Genomic DNA, 19,293 nt, shown 5'->3' on the forward strand with positions numbered 1-19,293 from the left:
CCTCACTCTCGTTGCCGACAACGGAAACGAGGTGAATACCGACACCGTCCTCGAGCTCAGCGCCTAACCGACACCAACAACAGAAGGATCACCGACCGCTACACCACTTCCTGGGGCTTGACCCTGCCATCACGACCTTGCTGTTCGCCGCCCCGGCCGCCGCCCATGACAACCTTCTCGACTCCGCACCGTCCGCCGGCGATACGGTCACAACCCTGGAAGCGGTCTCGCTTACCTTCAGCGGCGAGCTGATCGACTTCGGGCAGGCGAGCTTCGCTCAGGTCCAGGGGCCCGACGGCCTGTACTACGAGACGTCGTGCTCGACCATCGACCTGAATGTACTGACCACCCCGGTCGCGCTCGGCGAGGCGGGGACCTACACGATCCTCTGGAACGCGGTCTCCAGCGATGGCCACCCGATCTCGGAGTCCTTCGAGTTCCAGTACGCACCAGAAGAAGGCACCGAGTCTGCACTCGGATGGGATCTGCCGGCCTGCGAGAACGAGCGGATCCGCGCCCAACCCGGAGCAGTCGTGGCGGCGTCCCCCACGCCCACTCAGAGCGCGCAGGACGAAGCAACCACCCCCACTCCCGCGAAGACGGACAGCGCATCCGACGGATCCTCCGAGGGCGTTGTCGTTCTCTTCATGCTTGGAGGAGTGTTCGTTCTCGCCGCCGTGATTGCGGCGGCGTTCTGGCTCATCCGAGCACGTCGCCGCCGCACCGAATAGGCATGGCTGGCGGCGGTCAAAGGGCTCTCAGACGTCTCTGCTCATCACTCGACGCCTAGCATCGTCAATCGTGATCCCTGCCCGTGCCTCATTGGGCCGACAGTTCCCTGCCCGCTCAAAGAAAGCGCAAACACGGGACGAGTACAATGCGGAGGATGCACCGTTCGTTGCGGATCCCCGATCCCACGCGAACGCACAAGCAGTTATTGATAATGCGGCTCATTACCAGTATCGGGCTATCGCTGCTCCTGCTCTTCAGTGTCGCCGCCACGACGGGGCATACGGACACCCAGAACGGCGAGAAGGTTCCCTTCGCCATGACAGAGTTCGACGGTGCCGGCGTCGATCCCAGTACACAGCAGATCGTCACTGTCCCGGGAGACGTGAACGCATCTCTAGGAGTCGCTCTGTGCGCCCTGGGCATCCTCTGCGGACTTACGGCGATCATCCTGGTCCTGAGGCTGTTCTGGTCTCCTCAACTGGCTTCCCCTCTCCGCGCCGGACCGCGCCCCTTAGCCCGCGCATCGGTGTTCACCTCGCCCCTGCGCACTACTGCATTGTCCCTCACCCAGCTCGGCCTCTCGCGAACCTGACGTCCGATGCGCCGCCTTCACGGCGGCGATTCCACGAGCTCACGCTCATCTTGTCGTTCGTCCTCGTCGTGTCATTGGAGTACCCGTTGAAACCTGGTGTGAAAGCCGGCATCGTCACTGCTGCAGTCGTCGTAGTGCTGATGCTCATCGTGTTCGTCGTCGTCATCGTCAATCAGAACGGAAAGGAGCCGCCCACCTCCGACGGTTCCGCCCCCTCCGCGCCCGTCCAGCGCGAGAACTCGCATGTGCTCGACGACGGCGGTGAAGGTGCCATCACCGTGGTCGAGTTCCTGGACTTCGAGTGTGAAGCCTGCGGCGCCTTCTACCCGATCGTGGAGGATCTGAGGGCAAAGTACGACGGGAAGATCACCTACGTCGTCCGTTACTTTCCCCTCCCGGGTCACCTGAACTCGAGGAACGCTGCCCTCGCCGCCGAAGCCGCCGCGCAACAGGGACGACTCGATGACATGTACCGCGAATTGTTCGAAACCCAAGCGGAATGGGGCGAAGCCCAGGAATCACGTGCAGATGTTTTCCGCGGGTTCGCTGAACAATTGGGCCTAGACATGCCCGCATACGACAAGGCCGTCGCTGACCCGGCTACGACCGCACGCATCGATGTGGACTTCAACGACGGCCAGGCCCTCGGAGTCGACAGCACCCCGACGTTCTACGTCGATGGAGAGAAGCTCCAGTTGCAGCAGTTCGACGACCTGGAGAACGCCATCAAGGCCGCGTTGGAGACTCAGTGACGATTCTGGGACTGCCACACCGTCGTGTGATCATCGTCGGTGCCGGACATGCCGGGCTGGCAGTCGCGGGCGCTCTCAGAAGCAGTGGTCTGATACCGCAGAAGGATTTCACCGTCATCGACGCGAACACGAACGGCCAACGCTCGTGGTCCGCACGCTGGCATTCCATGGTGCTCCTCAGCGATGCGCACCACAGCGCGATCGCCGGCCGACCGCTTCCCGGCGACCCATCCCGACGTCCGCGTGTGGACGAAATGGAGGAGTACCTTGCCGCGGTCGAAGCTTCGCTCGGCGTGGCCGTGATGTGGGGTATCCGCGCCGCTGGCGTAGATCCTCATGGCAGCGGCTCGACTCTCCTGCTTTCGACCAGCGAGGGACAGGTTCAGACCCGTAACGTGGTGTGCGCGACGGGTTCTTCATCCCGACCTTGGATCCCGGCCTGGGCTGCGGATCTCGCTGTGCCGGGCGCTGCGATACACAGCGCCGACTATCAGTTTCCTCGACAGATTCCCCACGGCGACGTGCTGATCATCGGCGGTGGGGACAGCGGAGTGCAGATCGCACGGGAGCTCGCCCACTCACACACCGTCACACTGTCGACCCGATCCCGGGGCCGCCCGAATCGCGAACAGGACACGAGGCGTTTGTCGTGGCTTGCGCGCCGGCGCTCCACGCCGCTGAACGAGGATGTGCACGCAGAGCTGCAACAACACGGAGTGTCGATAGCGCCGCCCGCTCATGGCGCTGACGGGGGATACGTCATCTTCGAGGACGGGATGCGAGCGAAGCCGCAGTCCGTTGTCTTCGCCACCGGGTATCTGCCCGGTGATGATTGGCTCCCTCCGGTGGTCCGTGGCTCGGGAGCCAGCCGCGGGCGATTCGGAGCGACTTCAATGCCGGGCTTGTTCGTGGCGGGTATCCCCGGTTACAGCAGACCGGGGTCAGACAGCTTCGCCGGTGCGCAGCGGGACGCAGCCGCGATCGCACGGCGCATCATGAATCGCCCCTGAGAAAGAGGAGAAGCGTATGGGCGTCCAACATGATCACGCCTCGGTCGGGACACCTCGGCGGCGTCTGCTCATCGCCTTCGCCATCACGTCGATGGTCTTCATCATCGAAGTCATTGGAGCAGTCATCACCGGCAGCCTTGCATTGCTCGTAGATGCGGCGCATATGCTGACCGACGTGATCGGCCTTGCCCTTGCCGTCACTGCGGCACACCTGATGAATCGGGAACCGTCCGTCCGTCATACCTGGGGCCTGCGCCGAGCGGAGGTCCTCGGTGCACTTGGTCAGGCGGCGCTCCTTCTCGGCGTCGGGATCTTCGCACTGGTCGAGGGAGTGCGGCGTTTGTTCGAGCCCCCGGAGATCGCATCCGGCAGCTTGCTATTCTTCGGGATCGTCGGCTTGCTCGCCAATATCGCTTCCCTGTTTGTCCTCATGAGTGGACGCAAGGCGAACCTCAATATGCGTGCGGCGTTCCTCGAGGTCTTGAATGATGCGCTCGGATCCGTCGGAGTGATCGTCAGCGCGATCCTGATAGCGACGCTCGGCTGGTACCGAGCGGATGCGGTTGCGGGCATCGTGATCGCGCTGCTGATCATTCCGCGCACCCTTATTCTGCTGCGTGCATCCGGGAGCGTTCTTCTCGAGTCCACGCCACCTGGGCTGGACCTCGAGGACGTCCGCCGGCATCTGCGCGAGTTGCCTCACGTCGTCGACGTGCACGATCTGCACGCCTCACAGGTGTCCACCGACCTGCCCACCCTGAGTGCACACGTCGTGGTCGACGATGAACTCTCGCAGGAGGCGTCGTCTGCGCTTCTCCGTTCGCTTCAGGAGTGTGTTGCGGAGCACTTCGCGGTCAGCGTCGAGCATTCCACCTTCCAGATCGAGCCAAGATCTCACCCCGACGAGCACGCGACTCACGCGTGACGAGTTCGAAGCACCCAATGTCCGAAGACCTACCCAAGGAGAATCATGATGAAATGCCCTGTTGACGGCGCTGATCTGGTGGTCGCCGACCGATCCGACGTTGAGATCGACTACTGTCCACAATGCCGTGGCGTGTGGCTAGACCGCGGCGAACTCGACAAGATCATCGACCGCAGCGCGGGTTCGCTGACGCCTGATGCGAGTTATCGAGACCGCCGCCGCGACAACCATGGTGGCCATAAGCGTGGTCGTGGCCGTGAAGGGTTCCTTGGTGACCTCTTCGACTTTTGAATCCCACGAATCACGTACGCCCCACTCGACCGCGTCCAGACGGAAGTCGACGTTTCGTCTGGCCGTCGTAGTTGCGGCACTCAGCGCCGGGTTGCTGTTCATCGGAGCTGAAGCCGCGGCGGCGTCGTCGTCCAACTGGTCTGCCAGTTCCACGCCAGCTCCCACAGAAACGCTATCGCCGACCCCGACCCCGACCGAATCCACGGACAAGCCGCACCAGGAACTGGTTGATGAACAGGGATCGGAGCGCGGTGATCTCGGATTCCTTGGCGTTGTCTTTGTGGCGGGTCTTGGATTTATTCTCGCCGCGGGAGCGGTCGGTGCCCTGTTGGTTGCCCGCGAACGGCGCCGTCGAGATCGAGCCGAGGCCGCATCGAAAGAGGGGCGCTCAACCGATGGATAAGAAGAAGACGCCACCATACGCCGTCGCGTTCATCGTCGCTGGGCTGGTCGTGCTCATTGATCAGGCGAGCAAGGCCGCCGCGCTTGCCGAGCTGAGCGAGTCGGAGCGCATCCCACTGCTGGGCGACCTGCTCGGCTTGCAACTCGCGTTCAATCCAGGTGCGCTCCTGTCGTTCGGATCCGAGGTGACATGGGTGTTGACCGTCCTCGGCGTGGGAATCACGGTCACGCTGTTCGTCGCAGCGAAGCGCTCGCGAAGCATCTGGTGGGCTACCGGAATCGGATTCATCCTCGGTGGCGCCATCGGCAACGTCCTGGATCGCTTGTTCTCCCCGCCCGGATTCGGACGCGGACATGTGACTGACTTCCTGGCCTACGGGAACTGGTTCATCGGCAATCTCGCCGACATAGCCCTCGGAATTGGGGCCGTCATCCTCGGTCTCGGGCTCTGGATTCGCCGGCGGGCCGCATCACAAGAGCCCGGCGCCACGTCCGTACCGGCCGAGGATGCCCAGGTGTACGGATCATGACGCAGAAGAAACGCGCCCCATCCGTCTATCAGCGTAATGCGCTCGCTCCGAGCCTGATCGCTGCCGCAGTGCTCTTCCTCGCACCAGTCCTGCTGACCACTAGTTGGTCGACGGTCGTGCTGTTCGTGACCTCGATCCTCGCGATCATAGTCAGTTGGTTCGCGTTCCAGGCACGGCAATGGTGGTGGATCCCCGTGTTCGTCGCCGTAGCGGTGATCTGGAACCCTGTGCTTCCGTTCCCGTTCACGGGGCCCGTCTGGATCGGGGTGCAGCCCGCCGCTGCGGTGCTCTTCCTCGTTGCGGGGAGTTTGGTCAAGGTCCCGAGGCCGTGACAGTCGACAACATCGTCTGCTGCGTCGTGCTGCGCCCCGTGCAAGGTGCGCCAAGAAGGAGGCAATAACACCGCGATGATCCCGGCTCGCCCACCCGTGCACGTCACCGGAGCTGCCCGCTGCCGTGGCGACGTCCGCTGTGCCCGGTGGTGTCCATCGACGATGCCTGCGGAGCTCGTCGATATCCAGGCTGTGAGGTCTGTTCGATGAGCCCCTGGATCCCGGAATCTCCTCCGACGCTCGCCGACTACTTCGCTGTGCTTCCTGGCCCCCTTCCTGTGTTGCCGATGCTGGCGACGGTCCTGGCCGTGGTGTACCTGGCGGGTGCGATCCGTCTATGGCGCCACGGGCGACGGTGGCCCGTGTGGCGCACGGCCAGCTTCCTCCTGGGATGCGTGCTACTTGCCGGTACCACCGGCCTTGGCGTCGAGGCCTACGGACATGCGCTGCTGTCGGTGTTCATGTTCCAGCAGTTGACGCTGATGATGGCGATCCCTCCTCTGCTGGTGCTCGGCTCCCCCGGGACCCTCCTTCTGCGCGCCACCCCTCACCGCGGGGTGGGACGGGTTATTCTTCGAGCAGCACACGCCGGGTTGCGTAGCCGTGCAGCCCGGTGGGTACTCAGCCCCTGGTTGGCCCTGCCGATCTATCTGGCGGCGTTCTACGGCCTGTATCTGGCAGGCCTCGCTGACCGCATCCTCGCCACCATCGGGGGCCATATGGCACTCGAGGTCGCATTCCTCGTCGCCGGGGTCCTGTTCACCATCCCCGTGCTCAGCTCAGACCCGCTACCAATGCGGCTCAGCCACGGCGGGCGTGCGATCGATGTCTTCGCCGAAGCTGCTCTGCACGCGTTCTTCGGCGTCTTCCTGATGATGGCGACCACCATGCTCGTCACCCAGTTCGTCTCACCCACAGAGGCTCTCGGTCTCGACCCGCTCGAGGACCAGCGCCTCGCCGGAGGACTGGCATGGTCATACGGGGAGGCACCCACCTTGCTTATGCTCGTGTACGTGATGCATCGATGGTTCCGCGAGGACACAGCCCGTGCTGCAGCGGAAGACCGGTACGCAGACGTGCACGGCACGACCGAGTTAGATGCGTACAACGCCTACCTTGAGACGCTGCATAAGAAGGACGCCTGAATGACGACCACCGAGCTCCCCCGCTTCCAGCCACCGGCAACCGGTCTCAAAGCCCACGCCGTGAGGCTCTCCGACGCGCCGATGCTGCGCCTGCGCATCGCACTGCCCCTCGCCCTCGTCGCCGGCGTGCTCCTCGACCTGTCCACTCCCGACGTCGGATGGTGGCCGCTCGCGTTCATCAGTGTCTCGCTCTCCCTCGCGACCCTTATCGGACGAAGCATCGGCGGTGCCGTCGCGGTCGGGCTCCTGTTCGGCGCCGGCTTCTACACCCTCCACCTCGCCTGGGTGGGCCAATTCTTAGGCCCCGTGCCCCGCCTTGCTCTCTCCGGCCTGGAGACGCTCTTACTGGGCCTCGGGGCCATCCCCCTTGCTCTCGCCTACCGGTGGACGCGCCGTTTCCCGCGTCGTGGCGCGATCCAGATCGTCGTCGTTTCGGTGATGATCGGTGGGCTGTGGACCGCCCGCGAAGTCGCCGTCGGCTCCTGGCCGTACAGCGGGTTCCCATGGGCGCGCCTGGGAATGACACAGGTGAACGGCCCGTTCCCGGAAGCGGCATCCTGGATCGGCGTCACCGGGCTGTCGTTCCTCATTGCTGTGGTGTCTGCCGCGTTGGTGCAGTGGATTCGCGCCGGCGGCCTGACCTTTCCGCAAGGATCCCTCTTCCCGGTCGTCATCATCGGCGTCCTCGCCGTGACACCGCAGTTCCCGACCACCAGCGCCGGGGCCTTCACCGTCGGGTGGGTGCAAGGCAACGGCCCGTCCGGATACTTCGACGAGAAGGCACCCGGAGACATCCTCCGGGCATACTCCTCGGCCACCGAGCCACTGTACGGGAAACCGATGGATCTCATCGTGTGGCCGGAGGGAGCCGTCGACTCCGATCCGCTCCGCGACCGCGACACCGCCACGAAGTTGGAGCAGATCGCCACTGCTGCCGGAGCACCGCTCCTGGTCAACGCCGCAACCACCCGCGGAGAGAAGACCTTCAACACGTCGATCCTGTGGACGCCCGGAGCAGACAAACCTCAGCTTCACGACAAGGTGAACCCGGTGCCCTTCGGCGAGTACGTCCCCGATCGGTGGCTGTACGAGAAGGTCGCGCCAGATCTGGTCGGTCTCATCCAACGCGAATACACCCCCGGGACGAACCCACCCATCGTGACCGTGGGCACGACACGTGTGGGCCTGGCGATCTGCTTCGACGTGATCTTCGATGACGTGATCCGCACAGGTGCCGAGAGCGGTGCCGAGCTCTACGTGTTCCAGACCAACAACGCCGACTTCCGCGGCTCCGACGAGAACGTGCAGCAGCTTGCCTTCGCTCGAATGCGGGCGATCGAGACAGGCCGGTCGGTGATCAATGTCTCCACGGTCGGAACCAGCCAAGTCATCGATCCTGCAGGGAAAACCGTCGACACGATCGGCGTCGACGTCGCGGCGGCCAACATCACCAGGGTTCCGCTGCACACGGGGCTGACGGCCGGTGTAATCCTCGGCCCCTGGTTGTCCTTGCTCGTGCCCGCGGCGGCGCTCGCGCTCGTCGCCACCGCAGGATTCATCGATCTTCGTCGACGTCAGCCCGATCGTCGACCCCACCCGCTGTAGAGGAGACCCGCGCCTTGACTTCGCCCGGCCCCCGCCTCTCGAGTCCCGAGAAGCGTCTGCGTCGTGATCGCACCGGCAGACCGGATACGAACGCCACTGAGCCGGCGGAGATGGAACGTCCACTCACCCGTGCTGCCCTCCGGCGGCAGCGTGCGGTACCCGTCCCGAGTGTGAGCGAGCAACCGCCGCTCCAGTCGGAGGAGGCACGGACCAGGACCTCCCTTGACCGGGAGACCGGCCCCGAGACCCCGCTGGCGCCCTCCGTCTGCCCACGCACCCCTGTGCGGTCGCCGCAGTTGACGATGTCTACCCCTGCCGGTAATCGCGCTCGTCGCGTCGGCAGGAAGCTGTTCGCCATCGGCGTTCTTGCGGTGGCAGGGTCGTTCGCCGTCGGGATGACCATCCCCGCCACCGTCGCAGGTGGCCCAGCCTTGGATACCGCAAGCCGATACCGCACCCCCGTGGAGACGACAAAGGTTTCGGATGATCAGATCCGAGCCTTCGTCACTCCCGGCGAGATACGCACCGAACAACTGGACAGACAAGGCGGCTTCAGCGTCGCCTCGGTCGCGGATCTCGCCGCCGTGGCGGGAATCAGATACTTCACCGGCGCCATCCTCGCCGACCCGAGCGCCGCAGTGCAGTGGCCGTTCCCGGTCGGCGTTCCCACCTCATCCAATTACGGTCCACGTGGGGGCCGGCAGCATGAGGGCGCCGATTTTGCTCCCGGGGAGGGAGCGGAGATCCAGGCGATCGCCGATGGAGTGGTGCGCGTCGCCACGGAACAAGGCGGTGCCTTCGGCGTGACCGTGTACATCGAACACGTCGTCGACGGTCGCACCGTCTTCAGTCGCTACGCCCACATGCAGTACGGTTCGTTGATGGTGTCCGAGGGACAGCAGGTCAGCGCAGGACAGAAGGTCGGTCTCGTCGGCAACACGGGCAGGAGCTTCGGGGCACACCTGCACCTGGAGATCACGACTGAGAACGAGAAGGTCGACCCTGTGGCATGGCTGCAGGAGAACACCGGCAGGTAGGTCGGTGCGTGACCGATGGATGGATGCCCCGCGCCGTGGGCGCTCCGGACCCTCGCCTCTCTCTGGGGGCAATCAAATTGTCATTCGCGGGTTCGAGCACGACGCCATCGCCGGGATATGCTCGCAGTGATGGCATCACCGGCACGCTTCCCCGCTCTCGGGCGGTCACCCGCACGTGCCCTGATAACGGGTCTCATTCTCACCGTGTGCACGGCTCTACTCTTCGCCCTCGGTCTCGCATGCGCGAGCGCTGAAAGAGCCACGGATGCCTACAACACAGGCTCGAACATTGCGCTTCACGGCTCGTTGACGGACGCCGCAACAGAAGAAGAGAGCACCACGGCAGGCGCTCCCGCGAACACCGGTCTCATGATGAGCACGCACTCCGGGTGGTCAGGCGCCTCCACCGGGTTCACCCTGTGCGCCCTCGGCCTGGTGTGCGGACTTCTCGTCACGATTCTCGCGCGCCGCTTGTGGAACCGTCCGCAGGTGCGTGATCGCGGCGAGCCCAGCCTTATTGCCCCGCTATGCGCAGTGGTAGCACCCTCCCGAGTTCGGACGATCGCGCCGTCGCTGACGCTGTTGAGCGTGTCGCGAACCTGAGCTCGCGGTACCCGCCGGTCTCGCTGTCACTGCGGTCACAGTCGTAGACCGTGCCACCTTGCGAGGTGCCGCCCTCGTAGCCGACCGGATAGATCTCGCTCACCTCGCTGCGAACCGGAGGCACTCCGATGCGCTAGCTCATAGAGCCGCTTCCCTCATCGCACGATTCTCTCGTCGTCCGTGAACCGGACCAATCCCTGGACTTCACATGAGCCTCGAACAAACAGATTCCCCCGCCCGCCCCTACGGTATTAACAGACGCAGTGCGTATCGCCGCCGGGCGCTCACGGCGCTGACGACGGTGCTCGTCCTCAGCGTGCTCGGCGCCTGCGCCCCGAATGACTCCCTTGCGCAGCAGTACCGCGCCGGCGATGAGAAGGGATATATAGCCGGCGACTTTCAGGTCGTGGAGATTCCCGAATCGGAACGCGGCGAGCCGGTCGTGTTCGATGGTGTCACGGAGATAGGCACGTCGGTTTCCAGTGACGGCTACCGCGGCGAGGTGCTGGTAGTCAACTTCTGGTACGCGGCATGTGGTCCGTGCATCGTCGAAGCGCCTCTCCTCGAGCAGGTCTGGCAGGAGTACCAGAACGATGACGTATCCTTCCTCGGAGTCAACACCTACGACCAGCCGGCCACCGCGCTCTCATTCGCCAAAGACAACGGTGTCACATACCCGAGTGTGATCGACGTCGTTGACGGAAGAGTCAAGCTTGCCTTTGCCCAGGCCACGCCGATTCAGGCTACTCCGACGACCCTCGTCATCGACAGGCAAGGACGGGTGGCCGCGCGGATCATCGGGCAGCTGGCCAGTGCGTCGATTCTGTCGACCTTGGTCAGTGACACCCTCGACGAGGATGTACCGTGAGTCCCGGAGCAATGATTGTCGACGGCGCCCTCTGGGTCGCCATTCCGGTCGCAATCCTGGCGGGCCTGGTGTCGTTCGTCTCCCCGTGCGTCTTACCGCTTGTCCCGGGGTACCTCGGATATCTGGGAAGCGCGACGATCGCACCGGTGGGCCAGTCTAGGCGGGACCGAGCAGTGGCGCCCGAACGTGCCCGACTTCTTGCGGGTGTTGTGCTCTTCATTGCCGGTTTCACGGTCGTCTTCGTCGCAGTGACGGTGCTTGGGGGCGCCTTCGGTCTCGTGCTCCTGCAATACGCCAACGTCCTCACCCGGGCATTCGGCGTTGTCATCATCGTTCTCGGTTTCGTCTTCATCGGTTTCTTCGGCATCGCCCAGCGGAACGTTCGCCCACGAATTCAGAACAGAACCGGCCTGATCGGGGCACCGCTGCTCGGATTCGCTCTCGGAGTCGGGTGGACTCCATGCATCGGCCCGACTCTCGCCGCAATCATCTCGATGTCGTGGAATCTCGGCGACCCAGCCCGCGCGGGGCTGTTGGGACTCGCGTACTCGCTGGGCCTGGGCATCCCTTTCCTTGTCCTCGCTGCTGGATGGGGCTGGGCGTCTCGGTCCGTGACATTCCTGCGTCGTCATGTCCGCGCTTTGAACATAGTCGGCGGATCAATGCTTATCGCCCTCGGCGTGCTCATGGTGACCGGGGCGTGGACGACGCTGATGTCCCAACTGCAACAGGTGGTGATCAATGTCCCCCTCCCGATCTGATCTCCGAACGGAAACGACGACAGATCCGCTGCGCCCCAGCGATCATGCCGACGCTGCCGTTCCTAGCGAGATCGCCCAACCACATTTAGGGTTCATCGGATGGCTCCGCTGGGCATGGCGCCAGTTGACCAGCATGCGCACCGCGCTCCTTCTGCTCCTCCTGCTCGCCATCGCCGCGGTCCCCGGGTCGCTGTTCCCGCAGCGCAGTGCCGATCCGAATGGCGTCACCCAATGGGAGAGAAACAATCCAGATGCGTTCCCGATCGCAGATGCCGTCGGACTGTTCGACGTGTACCTCTCGCCCTGGTTCTCCGCGATCTACTTGTTGTTGTTCACCTCGCTGATCGGGTGTGTCATTCCGCGCGCAAAGTACCACTACAAAGCGCTGCGCTCGCGCCCTCCCCGCACCCCGGCCAGGCTCAATCGGCTGCCAGCATTCGCCGAGGCTACCCTCCCGGGCGCCGGCGACGTCACGGCGACGACCGCGGTCGACCTCGCCGCAGAACAGTTGCGGAAAGCCGGATACCGGGTGGAGCGCTATGATGCGCGCGGCACCTTCTCCGTGTCCGCCGAACGGGGATATCTGCGAGAGACGGGCAACCTGATCTTCCACCTCGCCCTCGTCGGTGTTCTCGTCTCCGTCGCGATCGGAGGATCGTTCGCCTACACCGGGCAACGCGTCGTCGTGGAAGGCACGACCTTCGTCAACGCGCTCAGCGACTACTCCTCCTTCAACCCGGGACGCTTCGTCGACGGCACAGGTCTTGCCCCCTACTCACTGACACTCGACACGTTCGGGGTCTCGTACCGACTTCCGGGGAGCGCAGGAGCAGGACAAGCCGGAGATTTCGACGCGCAGGTCACGATCCGCCAGTTCGGCAGGGAAGACCGCAAGCAGAACGTGATCGTGAACTACCCGATCACTGTCGAAGGCGACCGAATCTTCTTGCTCGGGAACGGCTACGCCCCCACGATCACTGTCCGCAACGCCGACGGAGAGGTCGTCTACAGCGAATCGCAGCCCTTCCTACCTCAGGACTCGAACATGACGTCGCTTGGCATCATCAAGGTTCCGGATGGTCTGCCCGAGCAAGTCGGGCTCGTCGGGTTCTTCTATCCCACACGCGGCGTGCTGGACTCGGGCGCATACACCTCGATCTACCCGGACGTCGTCAAGCCAGTACTGACGTTCAACGTCTTCAGCGGTGATCTCGGCATCGACGACGGCACGCCACGGTCCGTGTACACGCTCGACGTGAGTGGGCTCACCCAGCACACCGGCGGGGAGAGCAGTCAGGACTCCCTCGAGCTGACCCCTGGCGCAACGGTAGATCTGCCGAAGGGTTGGGGGACGGTGACATGGGAGTCCGTCTCCGAAGATAAGCCGGTGAAGCGGTTTGCATCGCTTCAGATACAGAACGATCCCAGTAGCGGCTGGGTGCTGGGATTCTCCGTACTCGCAACGCTGGGGCTCTTCGCTGGACTCTTCGTTCCTCGCCGTCGTCTCTGGGTCAAGGCGCAACCGAGCGCATCTGGCGTGCGAATCGAGTATGCGGGGCTTGCACGAGGGGATGACCCGGCTCTGCAGCGCGCGGTCGACGATCTCGCGATGCATCACGCGGCCGGGCTGCGAAACGAGACACCGGAGAAGTCACTGTGAAGATACACCGCCCACGAAAGAGCACGCATGTCGATACCGGCTCGCCCCCGTCGACCCTGCCCCAGAACCACACGACGACGCGGCGAGTTCTCCGTCGCAACGATCAGGGCCCCGTCCGTCCAAGATCGCGTCACCGCAAGGTGCTACGGCGATCCCGCCAGAAGTCACGCGTCAACCGGTCCGCGCAGAAGGCGACGATCTTTACTGCGGTGGGCGCGCTTGTCGCCGCCTTCGCCCTTCCCGCGTATGCGAGCCCTCCCGTGGATGCCGCAGATTCGCTGACTCTTCAACAGGTCGCCGCGGAAGAGTCAGAATCCTTGGTTGTCGCCTCCGATGTATCGCCGACTCCGCTCCAGCGGGGCACCTTCTCGGCGACGACGCCAGATGAGATCGCGAAGAAGAAGGCTGACGAGGCTGCCGCCGCCAGAGCGACAGCCAACGCCCAGGCCGCCTCGACCCGCTTCGACTTCAGCATGGTCTCCCCAGGAAGCGGTCTCGTGCGCTGGCCCTTGGGCGGACCCTTCACGGTCGGCGACCGCTTCGGGGCACGCGCCGGTGCGCACATGGGCACCGACATGTTGGCCGAGGGCGGGACACCCGTCTTCGCGGCACTCGACGGGGTCGTGCGGGTCTCCCAGGATAGCTACTCCGCGTATGGTGTTGCAATCGTCCTGGAATCGGTCGTGAACGGAAGGCGCGTCAGCACCGTGTACCCGCACATGCGCACCGGAAGCCGTCAGGTCGGCGTCGGCCAGACCGTATCGGCGGGACAACTGATCGGCCTCGTCGGCAGCACCGGACGGTCTACCGCAAACCACCTCCATTTCGAGGTGTACATCGACGGACAAGCCGTTGACTCGCTGAGCTGGCTCGAAGCGAACGCAGGCTGATATGTCCCTCCCGCCGGCCCACCACACACTCGCCCGTAACCGCCCCCTTGATCTGGAGCATGATTCGCAATGAATGACGTCGACCCGCTCTCCCTCGACAGCATCTCCCTTCTGCTCGTCTGGACTGCCATCGCCACCTATCTGTTGGCGTTCGTCGCCTTCACTATCGACCTCGCCCAACGCGCCGCCCGCACAACCGTGCCGCAACGTGAACGGGAGCTCACCGGAGCAGGCAGTCCCGCACGCACTCCCGCGCCTCTGGACCTTCAGGATCCGCCGGAGTCACCAGACAGTATCCTGGTTCCGCCGTCGCAGAGGCCGCGCCTGTTGTGGGCGAGAATCGGGACCTCGCTGACGGCGCTCGCATTCGTGTTCCATCTGGCCGGAACCGTCACCCGCGGCATCGCCGCCGAACGCGTCCCCTGGGCGAACATGTACGAGTTCGCCCTCACTGGCACCGTCCTGATCGTCGCCGTCTACATCGCCGTACTACGACGTTACGACCTCCGCTTCCTCGGCGCGTTCCTTATCGGCATGATCGTGCTCCTTCTCGGTGGCGCCACGATCAGCTTTTACGTCGAGGTCGTCCCGTTGATGGATCCCCTCAAGAGCATCTGGCTCGTCATCCACGTCTTCGTCGCATCCCTCGCCACCGCGTTGTTCGCCATCGCATGCGGCATATCCATCACACAACTACTGCAGAACCGGAAGGCACGCCGACTCGCACGAGCGTCGACCGACGCTCACCGAACTCCCCGGTCGAGCTTCCTGAACACGCTGCCCGCGGCGGATGCGCTGGAAACTCTCGCGTACCGGTTCGCGATCGTCGGATTCATGTTCTGGACCTTTACCCTGATCGCCGGCGCGATCTGGGCGAACGACTCGTGGGGCCGCTACTGGGGCTTCGACGTCAAGGAGGTCTGGACGTTCGTGATCTGGGTGCTCTACGCCGGCTACATCCACGCCAGAGCTACCCGCGGTTGGCGCGGATCCCCCTCGGCGTGGTTGTCCATCGTCGGCTTCGTCGCTGTGCTGTTCAACTTCACGATCGTCAACATGTACTTTCAGGGCCTGCACTCTTACTCCGGTCTCTCGTGACCTTGAGGTTCCGACGAGACGATGGCCATTAGGCGCTGAAAGGGCGTGCACTCGAGCTCGGTCCCACAGGAGTGCAAGACCTCCGATGAGCAGGCAGTCGGGCGGCGTTATCAGACGTAAACGCCGCGCTCCTCCATGAACCTCACGGGGTTGGTGTATCCGCCGTTGATGTAGACCTCGAAGTGCAGGTGGCATCCGAAGGAACGTCCCGTATCACCTGCATATGCGATCACTTGCCCCGAGTTCACCCACTGCCCTTGTCGCACAATGATCCCCCCGGGTCTGATGTGCGCGTAGCCGGTGCCGACTCCCCCGCCATGCTGGATGCGAACGTAGTTTCCGTAGCCACCGTTGGCGCCGGCATAGTCCACGGTCCCCGAATTGGCAGCGTAGATCGCCGCGCCGCATCCGTTGGCAAGGTCGGCGCCGTAGTGGTAGCTCGACGAACAGCCCTGCGGCCCGCACATCGGCGTTCGAGGACCGTAGCTCGAGCTGCGAGCTCCTCCGTGGGGACGGACCCATCCGCCGCTGCCTGCGGTTCCACCGCCTCCCCCGTTGCCTCCTCCGTTGGCGGCGGCTTCCGCAGCTTCCCGCTCGCGGCGCGCCCTCTCCTCAGCCTCTCGTGCCGCGACACCAGCCTGGTACCCGGCAACGGTTTGCGTGGTGGTGTCTGTGAGAGCGGCCAGCTGGGCCTTCATCGTGTCGAGATTCGCAGTCTGTTCGTCGAGCGCAATCCGCGCTGCCTCTGCCGCCTGCTGAGCAGCTTCCATTTTCTGTTCAGCGATCCGCTGAAGACGGTCACGCTCGTCACGTGCTACCTGTGCCTGATCGGAGAGGGACTGCGCAGCATTGCGTGACGAGGCGGCCTTGTCGAAGATCGACTGGTTGTACTCGAGGAATTTCTCCATCGTGCCGAGCCGAGACAGGAGTTCGTCGGCGTTCGCGCCGGAGCCGGAGAAGAACAGCTCGAGGGCGGTGTCGTCGCCCCCGCTCCGGTATAGCTGGGCGGCGACCTGGCCGGCTCGGCGAGCGGATTCATCGGCGATCTTGGCTTGTTCGTCCGCCTGAGCTTGCAGGGATTCGGCTTCGGTGATCGCAGCGAAGTACTCCTGTTGTGCTGCAAAGAACTCGTCGGACGCCGTCTTCGCGGCCGCTTCCGTCTCGGCGACGTTCTGGGTCAGGGACTGGATCAGGCTTTCGATGCGCGTCACCTCAGCCGCTTTGGCGGCCTCGTTGTTCTTGGCGCGTTGCACATCGTCCCAGCTCGGATAGGAGTCCGCATACGCAGCGGACACTCCAGAGGAGACACCGAATGCGGCGAGGGCGACGACTCCGAGCGCGCCGAGCGCGAAGGCACTGCGCCGCGTGATTGTCCTCCCCCAGAGGGAGTCACGCTCCGCGGCGGTGGGGGCGCAACTGCAGTCCTGAGCGGCCGCGGCTGCCGCGTCCGTTGCGAGCCGTTCGTTCACGGTGATCCTTCAGGGTCGTCGTGTTCCACCGGGCAGGATCGTGCGGGACTGCGGAGATCTCGCATCCGGAGAATTCTGTCTCTCCCATGCTCGCGCGGTATCCATCTGGTCACGCCATCGGCGCACCGAGGTGCTCCGTGAAGCGGTGGTGCGACGCGAAGCTCGAATCGCCAAATGGTCCCGCGAGTCCCTGCACGTGCTCGGGTGGGTCATCGAGATCATGCTCGGCTCCGGACTGCGGATCAACGAGGTCCACCTGTGCGACCGTGAGGCTCTTCGGCACCTTCCGCTTCTTCTGCTGACGGCGAAGGGACCTCATGGGGTTGTGCTCGATGACTCCGTTCTCGATCGCCATGGCGAAGGCTCCGTTGAGCGCCACTCGGGCCTGCTGCAGCGCGGCTTCTCCTCGCGCCTCCTCGACGGCTTTCAGCATGCGTTTCACTCGCAGAGGCTGCCGAGCTTCGCCGATCGGGATGGCGCCGATGAGGGGGTCGAGCCATGAGATCGTGCTCTTATAGATCCGGACGGACTGCTTGCGGATCGCGCCGTCGCGGTCTTCAATCCAGAGCCCGAAGAGGACGGAGAGGGGCGTGTCCTCGCTCAGGGACTCCGCTCCGAACACCATGCGGAGGACCTCGGCCTTGAGTGCCATCAAGGCGAGGGCCTCAGTCTCACCGATCGCAGACGGGCGTCGATCGTTTCCGCCGGCGTCTCGAGTTCGGCAGCGCGCCCGGAACCCGCCGCGGACGGGGGTGAAGGTCACGCTGCCGAGCTCGCCGACCTTCAGTGGCCGGCGACCCATCAGGCTGCGCCCTTGCTCGCCGTCGGAGCGATCGGTGTCTGCGCGTTGATCCAGTCGGCAACGTCAGCCTCGCGGTACCGCGCGTGCTTGCCGACCTTGATGCAAGCAGGCCCGTCTCCGGTGATCCGCCAGGATTCGAGGGTCCGTTTGGAGACCTGGAGGATCTCCGCGACCTCGTCGGTGGTGAGCAGTCGAGCGATCGTGATGTCCGTCATGCCGAGCACATACCCGGTGTTAACCGGATCGTGTTCGGGGGTGCTCGTACGAACCGGTAGCACCTGCGCAGGAGGTTCGCGATCGGCCTCGTTCTCGGCGATAAACGGACCAAAAACGGATCGGGCCCCTTGTCGGGGCCCATCTGTGTTCCACATACACGTCCTCGATTTCCGCGGATTTCCGCGTGTATCAAGGTGGAACGAAGTAGCAGGAGCGGGGCTTGAACCCGCGACCTCACGATTATGAGTCGTGCGCTCTCACCAACTGAGCTACCCTGCCGCACGGCTTTCCGCCGATGAGGCGGAGGCTGCGAGCCCCGAGTCAGGATTGAACTGACGACCCCTTCCTTACCATGGAAGTGCTCTGCCACTGAGCTATCGGGGCGTTGTCACCCGTGAAGGCAACCACACGAGAATACCATCACTTCGGCATTCTCACGAAACCGGGGAGACCCCGTCGTCCCTCCCGGCGTTCTCGGTGAACCAGGGAAGCGGATCGATCGTCGAGCCGTCGACGATGAGCTCGAAATGCATGTGCGCACCGTACGAGCGGCCGGTGTTGCCGACCTTGCCGATGATGTCGCCGACCTCGACCGTCTGACCCGCCACGACCTGCAGCGAGCCGTACTGCATGTGCGCGTAGTGGCTCGTGATGAGCTTCCCGTCGATCATGTGATCGATGTAGACCGTGACGCCGTAGTTGCCGCCGGATTCGGTCGCGATGCGGACCTTGCCGTCGGCGATCGACTGCACAGGGGCGCCATCGCCGGGGAGCAGATCGAGCCCCTCGTGCAGCGTGCCGTTGCGCATGCCGTACCCGTAGCTCATGCCGACACCGACGATGAACGGCCACTGGATCGCCGCCGTCGGGTCGTTGGTGTAGATCCGGTTGGAGTACGAGATGCCCTGCTCGGCGGCAAGGTCGATCAGCGATGCCGCCGAGAAGCCCTCCGAACGCTGCATGGCCTCGTTCTGGACGTCGGACGATGCGACGTACGCCTGGATCTCGTCGGTCTCGGAGGAGGAAACGCTCTGGGATGCCGCGACCAACGACATCGCGGCGGAGGTCTGGCCGCCCTGAGCCGCGGCGAGCGCCTCGGCAGGAAGGGTCATCGAGACGGCGAGCATCCCCGCGATCCCCATGATGCCGACGGTGGCTCCGGCGGCGAAGACCTTGCGGCGGCGTCCGGCGCGACGCGAGGCCGTATGGATCTCGGTGGCCGCGTTGGGCAGTCGCTGCACCGACGGGGCCTGAGCGACCGGGAGGCTGCTGGTGACGGCCGCGAAAGCCCTGGATGCCGCGACGAAGGCGTCCTCCGCGAGCGCTGGGTCGTCGACGACGGAGTCGGACGCGATCGCGGTCTGGGCCGGCTCCTCGATGAGCGTTTCGACGACGATCTCGGTCGCGGCGGCGCGCATGCGCTCGCGCAGCGCGCGGCGGGACAGCGGCGAAACCGGAACATCGGAGGGAGCTGCCGGCGACGCCTCTTCGATGGTCACCGAGGTCGCGGAATCCGCGTCCCGGTGACGGCTGGAGCGGCGCGTGGGCACAGACTCAGCCGGGGAGGTGTCGA

At 64.5% G+C, this 19,293-nt stretch carries 20 protein-coding genes, 2 tRNA genes and 1 pseudogene; 17 read left to right on the forward strand and 6 right to left on the reverse strand.

The window, feature by feature from the left end:
• Nucleotides 1–137: 137 nt before the first annotated feature.
• The 17 genes and pseudogenes from KEC56_RS11715 to ccsB all read left to right on the forward strand — a co-directional run bounded on the left by KEC56_RS11715 (nucleotide 138) and on the right by ccsB (nucleotide 15,233).
• Nucleotides 138–731: a copper resistance CopC family protein gene (locus KEC56_RS11715; RefSeq protein ID WP_227531101.1), complete on the forward strand. Its 594-nt coding sequence runs from the start codon at nucleotides 138–140 to the stop codon at nucleotides 729–731.
• A gap of 155 nt (nucleotides 732–886) precedes the next feature.
• Nucleotides 887–1,324: a hypothetical protein gene (locus KEC56_RS11720; protein WP_175988795.1), complete on the forward strand. Its 438-nt coding sequence runs from the start codon at nucleotides 887–889 to the stop codon at nucleotides 1,322–1,324.
• Between the two features lie 86 nt (nucleotides 1,325–1,410).
• The gene (locus tag KEC56_RS11725; protein WP_227531181.1) at nucleotides 1,411–2,076 is read left to right on the forward strand and encodes a DsbA family protein; all 666 of its coding nucleotides are present in this window, start codon (nucleotides 1,411–1,413) and stop codon (nucleotides 2,074–2,076) included.
• Nucleotides 2,073–3,086, forward strand: coding sequence for an NAD(P)-binding domain-containing protein (locus KEC56_RS11730; RefSeq protein WP_227531102.1), 1,014 nt, complete (start codon nucleotides 2,073–2,075; stop codon nucleotides 3,084–3,086). Before KEC56_RS11725 ends, KEC56_RS11730 begins: the two co-directional genes overlap by 4 nt.
• A gap of 16 nt (nucleotides 3,087–3,102) precedes the next feature.
• The gene (locus KEC56_RS11735; RefSeq protein WP_227531103.1) at nucleotides 3,103–4,011 is read left to right on the forward strand and encodes a cation diffusion facilitator family transporter; all 909 of its coding nucleotides are present in this window, start codon (nucleotides 3,103–3,105) and stop codon (nucleotides 4,009–4,011) included.
• 48 nt (nucleotides 4,012–4,059) lie between these two features.
• Nucleotides 4,060–4,128, forward strand: a pseudogene (locus KEC56_RS14055) (TFIIB-type zinc ribbon-containing protein); the annotation flags it as partial.
• Between the two features lie 154 nt (nucleotides 4,129–4,282).
• The gene (locus KEC56_RS11745; RefSeq protein ID WP_175988799.1) at nucleotides 4,283–4,705 is read left to right on the forward strand and encodes a hypothetical protein; all 423 of its coding nucleotides are present in this window, start codon (nucleotides 4,283–4,285) and stop codon (nucleotides 4,703–4,705) included.
• On the forward strand, nucleotides 4,698–5,234 hold the full coding sequence (lspA, locus tag KEC56_RS11750; protein ID WP_175988801.1) for a signal peptidase II: 537 nt from the start codon (nucleotides 4,698–4,700) through the stop codon (nucleotides 5,232–5,234). The genes KEC56_RS11745 and lspA overlap by 8 nt, the downstream gene beginning before the upstream one ends.
• The gene (locus tag KEC56_RS11755; protein ID WP_175988803.1) at nucleotides 5,231–5,566 is read left to right on the forward strand and encodes a DUF6804 family protein; all 336 of its coding nucleotides are present in this window, start codon (nucleotides 5,231–5,233) and stop codon (nucleotides 5,564–5,566) included. The genes lspA and KEC56_RS11755 overlap by 4 nt, the downstream gene beginning before the upstream one ends.
• Before the next feature lie 206 nt (nucleotides 5,567–5,772).
• A complete protein-coding gene (locus tag KEC56_RS11760; RefSeq protein WP_227531182.1) occupies nucleotides 5,773–6,711 on the forward strand; it encodes a cytochrome c oxidase assembly protein in 939 nt (312 codons plus the stop codon).
• A complete protein-coding gene (lnt, locus tag KEC56_RS11765) occupies nucleotides 6,712–8,316 on the forward strand; it encodes an apolipoprotein N-acyltransferase (protein ID WP_308013013.1) in 1,605 nt (534 codons plus the stop codon). It abuts the gene before it with no gap.
• Between the two features lie 395 nt (nucleotides 8,317–8,711).
• A complete protein-coding gene (locus KEC56_RS11770) occupies nucleotides 8,712–9,353 on the forward strand; it encodes a M23 family metallopeptidase (protein ID WP_227531104.1) in 642 nt (213 codons plus the stop codon).
• An 811-nt stretch (nucleotides 9,354–10,164) separates the two neighbouring features.
• Nucleotides 10,165–10,824: a TlpA family protein disulfide reductase gene (locus KEC56_RS11775; protein WP_175988811.1), complete on the forward strand. Its 660-nt coding sequence runs from the start codon at nucleotides 10,165–10,167 to the stop codon at nucleotides 10,822–10,824.
• Nucleotides 10,821–11,585, forward strand: coding sequence for a cytochrome c biogenesis CcdA family protein (locus KEC56_RS11780; RefSeq protein WP_175988813.1), 765 nt, complete (start codon nucleotides 10,821–10,823; stop codon nucleotides 11,583–11,585). The genes KEC56_RS11775 and KEC56_RS11780 overlap by 4 nt, the downstream gene beginning before the upstream one ends.
• On the forward strand, nucleotides 11,566–13,245 hold the full coding sequence (gene resB, locus KEC56_RS11785) for a cytochrome c biogenesis protein ResB (RefSeq protein WP_175988815.1): 1,680 nt from the start codon (nucleotides 11,566–11,568) through the stop codon (nucleotides 13,243–13,245). The genes KEC56_RS11780 and resB overlap by 20 nt, the downstream gene beginning before the upstream one ends.
• 209 nt (nucleotides 13,246–13,454) lie before the next feature.
• Nucleotides 13,455–14,135 carry a M23 family metallopeptidase gene (locus tag KEC56_RS14060; protein ID WP_227531105.1) on the forward strand — a complete coding sequence of 227 codons (681 nt, stop codon included), beginning with the start codon at nucleotides 13,455–13,457 and terminating at the stop codon, nucleotides 14,133–14,135.
• Nucleotides 14,136–14,204: 69 nt separating this feature from the next.
• Entirely contained in the window at nucleotides 14,205–15,233 is a 1,029-nt protein-coding gene (gene ccsB / locus KEC56_RS11795; RefSeq protein ID WP_175988817.1) for a c-type cytochrome biogenesis protein CcsB, read from the forward strand.
• Between the two features lie 110 nt (nucleotides 15,234–15,343).
• Here ccsB and KEC56_RS11800 read toward each other — a convergent pair whose 3' ends face one another.
• From KEC56_RS11800 to KEC56_RS11825, 6 genes are all read right to left on the reverse strand, one after another.
• Entirely contained in the window at nucleotides 15,344–16,702 is a 1,359-nt protein-coding gene (locus KEC56_RS11800) for a M23 family metallopeptidase (RefSeq protein ID WP_175988819.1), read from the reverse strand.
• A gap of 109 nt (nucleotides 16,703–16,811) precedes the next feature.
• Nucleotides 16,812–17,354 carry a site-specific integrase gene (locus tag KEC56_RS11805; RefSeq protein WP_227531106.1) on the reverse strand — a complete coding sequence of 181 codons (543 nt, stop codon included), beginning with the start codon at nucleotides 17,352–17,354 and terminating at the stop codon, nucleotides 16,812–16,814.
• 149 nt (nucleotides 17,355–17,503) lie between these two features.
• Nucleotides 17,504–17,719 (reverse strand): helix-turn-helix transcriptional regulator, encoded by a 216-nt coding sequence (locus tag KEC56_RS11810; protein WP_175988823.1) that lies wholly within the window; start codon nucleotides 17,717–17,719, stop codon nucleotides 17,504–17,506.
• Nucleotides 17,720–17,925: 206 nt separating this feature from the next.
• Nucleotides 17,926–17,999 (reverse strand) — tRNA-Met (locus KEC56_RS11815).
• Nucleotides 18,000–18,032: 33 nt separating this feature from the next.
• Nucleotides 18,033–18,104: transfer RNA gene (locus KEC56_RS11820), tRNA-Thr, on the reverse strand.
• Between the two features lie 50 nt (nucleotides 18,105–18,154).
• Nucleotides 18,155–19,219, reverse strand: coding sequence for a peptidoglycan DD-metalloendopeptidase family protein (locus KEC56_RS11825; RefSeq protein ID WP_227531107.1), 1,065 nt, complete (start codon nucleotides 19,217–19,219; stop codon nucleotides 18,155–18,157).
• Between the last annotated feature and the right edge of the window lie 74 nt (nucleotides 19,220–19,293).

It is taken from the genome of Microbacterium tenebrionis, assembly GCF_020682665.1.
Classification (GTDB): Bacteria; Actinomycetota; Actinomycetes; order Actinomycetales; family Microbacteriaceae; genus Microbacterium; species Microbacterium tenebrionis.

What these genes read in the sequence shown, in the direction of transcription:
- KEC56_RS11775 (WP_175988811.1), top strand. Translation starts at nt 10,165, where the DNA reads ATGAGCCTCGAACAAACAGATTCCCCCGCCCGCCCCTACGGTATTAAC.
- KEC56_RS11735 (WP_227531103.1), top strand. Translation starts at nt 3,103, where the DNA reads ATGGGCGTCCAACATGATCACGCCTCGGTCGGGACACCTCGGCGGCGT.
- KEC56_RS11805 (WP_227531106.1), bottom strand. Translation starts at nt 17,354, where the DNA reads ATGGCACTCAAGGCCGAGGTCCTCCGCATGGTGTTCGGAGCGGAGTCC.
- KEC56_RS11760 (WP_227531182.1), top strand. Translation starts at nt 5,773, where the DNA reads ATGAGCCCCTGGATCCCGGAATCTCCTCCGACGCTCGCCGACTACTTC.
- KEC56_RS11810 (WP_175988823.1), bottom strand. Translation starts at nt 17,719, where the DNA reads ATGACGGACATCACGATCGCTCGACTGCTCACCACCGACGAGGTCGCG.
- resB (WP_175988815.1), top strand. Translation starts at nt 11,566, where the DNA reads ATGTCCCCCTCCCGATCTGATCTCCGAACGGAAACGACGACAGATCCG.
- lspA (WP_175988801.1), top strand. Translation starts at nt 4,698, where the DNA reads ATGGATAAGAAGAAGACGCCACCATACGCCGTCGCGTTCATCGTCGCT.
- KEC56_RS11770 (WP_227531104.1), top strand. Translation starts at nt 8,712, where the DNA reads ATGACCATCCCCGCCACCGTCGCAGGTGGCCCAGCCTTGGATACCGCA.
- ccsB (WP_175988817.1), top strand. Translation starts at nt 14,205, where the DNA reads ATGAATGACGTCGACCCGCTCTCCCTCGACAGCATCTCCCTTCTGCTC.
- lnt (WP_308013013.1), top strand. Translation starts at nt 6,712, where the DNA reads ATGACGACCACCGAGCTCCCCCGCTTCCAGCCACCGGCAACCGGTCTC.
- KEC56_RS11755 (WP_175988803.1), top strand. Translation starts at nt 5,231, where the DNA reads ATGACGCAGAAGAAACGCGCCCCATCCGTCTATCAGCGTAATGCGCTC.
- KEC56_RS11720 (WP_175988795.1), top strand. Translation starts at nt 887, where the DNA reads ATGCACCGTTCGTTGCGGATCCCCGATCCCACGCGAACGCACAAGCAG.